This is a genomic window from Haloferax sp. AB510, from assembly GCF_024136985.1.
Classification (GTDB): domain Archaea; phylum Halobacteriota; class Halobacteria; order Halobacteriales; family Haloferacaceae; genus Haloferax.
The window spans coordinates 1-785 of sequence record NZ_JAMYJY010000226.1 but is presented as its reverse complement, the minus strand read 5'-3'; the positions used below and the strand labels follow the sequence as shown (position 1 = coordinate 785).

The window sequence follows — 785 nt, the reverse complement described above, 5'->3', positions numbered from 1 at the left end:
GCCGCGACGGCGGCCGCGTGGAGCGGGGGCAGAACGGCCGCGAGCGCACCGGTCGCGCCCGCCAGCACGTCGCCGGTGCCACCGACGGTCATTCCGGGGTTCCCGGTCCGGTTGACGCGGACCGCGTCGCCGTCGGAGACCACGTCGTACGCGCCCTTCACGAGGAGCGTGTGACCGAGGTCGGCGGCGAACTCGCGGACGAGGTCGCACCGAGTCTCCCAGTCGGCGTCGGTCTCACCGCCCATCTTCCGCAGCTCGCCCTGATGGGGCGTACAGATGAGGGTCGCCTCGGTGTCCACCTCGGGGACGACCTGCAGGGCGTCGGCGTCCACGACGGCGGTCCCGTCGTAGGCGGCGAGGAACTCGCGGACCGCGTCGAGCGACTCGTCGGCGTCGCCGAGACCGGGACCGAAAACGACCGCGTCGCGGTCAGCGGCGAAGTCGAGGAGGTCGGGGACGTGTTGGGGCGCGAGTCGGTCGCCCGAGAAGCCGCGGACGATGAGGTTCTCGGAGTAGCCCTGTACCTCGCGGGCGACGGCCTCGGGGCAGGCGACGCGGGCGAGGTCAGCGCCGGCTCTGAGAGCCGACTGCGCGGCGAGCGCGGGCGCACCGGTGTACGGGCCGCCGCCGACGACGAGCACGTCGCCGTGGTCGCCCTTGTGGCTCTACGCGTCGCGGTCGAGCGCGAGGAGGTCGCCGGGACCGGTGAACAACTCGGCGGCCTCGGGGATGCCGATGTCGGCGACGACGACCTCGCAGTCGAGGTCGCCGAGACCGGGCTTGTC

The 785-nt window shown here is 73.5% G+C and carries 1 pseudogene; it reads right to left on the bottom strand.

The features are described 5' to 3' along the window. Nucleotides 1-785: pseudogene (locus NKF06_RS20715) on the bottom strand (NAD(P)H-hydrate dehydratase); the annotation flags it as partial.